Genomic DNA, 1596 nt, shown 5'->3' on the forward strand with positions numbered 1-1596 from the left:
TGCTTGAACATCACATGCCGAACGACGGTGTAATCCTCGAGCCCATACATCGACATGTCCTTGCCATAGCCAGACAATTTCTGCCCGCCATGGGGCATTTCGCTGACCAGCATGAAGTGCGTGTTGACCCAGGTGCAGCCGTACTGCAAGCGCGCCGACAGGCGATGGGCGCGGCCGACGTCGGCGGTCCACACCGAGGAGGCCAGGCCGTAGTCCGAATCGTTGGCCCAGGCCAGCACTTGGGCTTCATCGCTGAATTTGGTCACTGACACCACCGGCCCGAACACTTCGCGGCGGACGATTTCGTCGTCCTGCTGCGCATCGGCCAGCACGGTCGGTTCGAAGAAGAAACCATTGCCCTCGACCGCTTTGCCGCCAGTGATCAGGCGAATGTGCGGCTGGGCGATGGCGCGTTCGACAAAACCGGCGACGCGGTCGCGGTGTTGCGCGGTAATCAGCGGGCCGAGCTCGGTCGCCGGGTCATCCTGCAAGCCGTACTTGATGCTGCTGACCGCCGCGCCGAGCTTCTCGACGAACTTGTCGTAAATGCCCTCTTGCGCATAGATGCGGCAGGCGGCGGTGCAGTCCTGGCCGGCGTTGTAGAAACCGAAGGTACGGATGCCTTCGACGGCGGCGTCGATGTCGGCGTCGTCGAAGATGATCACCGGGGCCTTGCCGCCCAGTTCCATGTGCATGCGTTTGACGCTGTCGGCGGTGCTGGAAATGATGTTCGAGCCGGTGGCGATCGAGCCGGTCAGCGACACCATGCGCACTTTCGGGTGCGTGACCAATGGGCTGCCGACGCTAGGACCACGGCCGAACACCAGGTTGAGCACACCGGCCGGGAAAATCTCCGACGCCAGTTCGGCCAGGCGCAGGGCGGTCAGCGGGGTTTGTTCCGATGGCTTGAGCACCACGGTGTTGCCGGCGGCCAGGGCCGGGGCGATTTTCCAGGCGACCATCATCAGCGGGTAGTTCCACGGCGCGATGGAAGCGATGACGCCCACCGGGTCGCGGCGGATCATCGAGGTGTGGCCCGGCAGGTATTCGCCACCGGCCGAACCGCTCATGCAACGGCTGGCGCCGGCGAAGAAGCGGAACACGTCGGCAATCGCCGGGATCTCGTCGTTCAGCGCGGCGCTGTAGGGTTTGCCGCAGTTGTCCGATTCCAGTTTGGCCAGCTCTTCGCCATGGGCCTCGATGGCATCGGCGAGTTTGAGCAGCAGCAGCGAACGCTCTTTCGGCGCAGTTTGCGACCAGCTGTCGAACGCGGCATCGGCGGCACGCACGGCGGCATCGACCTGGGCTTCACTGGCTTCGTTGATTTCCACCAGCACACGGCCCAGCGCCGGGTTGAATACGGGTTGGGCGGGGCCTTCGCCGGTGATGAGTTGGCCGTTGATCAAGAGTTGGGTTTGCATGGCATTGTCCTCTTCAAAATTATTGTTTTTGTCCGTAGAAACCGGTCCCTGTGGGAGCTGGCTAGTCGGGTCGCCGCATCGCAGCGATAGCGGTGGATCAGCCAACATCTTTGTTGAACCTTCCGGCCCCATCGCTGGCAAGCCAGCTCCCACAGGAATTCGGTTCCCACATTGG

General features: G+C 63.0%; 1 protein-coding gene. It reads right to left on the minus strand.

The window, feature by feature from the left end:
* Positions 1-1421, minus strand: a 1421-nt coding sequence (locus D8U69_RS12330) for a gamma-aminobutyraldehyde dehydrogenase (RefSeq protein WP_130907397.1), incomplete at its 3' end; no start/stop codon positions are given.
* Positions 1422-1596: the final 175 nt, after the last annotated feature.

The organism is Pseudomonas sp. Sample_16 (assembly GCF_004307665.1).
GTDB lineage: Bacteria > Pseudomonadota > Gammaproteobacteria > Pseudomonadales > Pseudomonadaceae > Aquipseudomonas.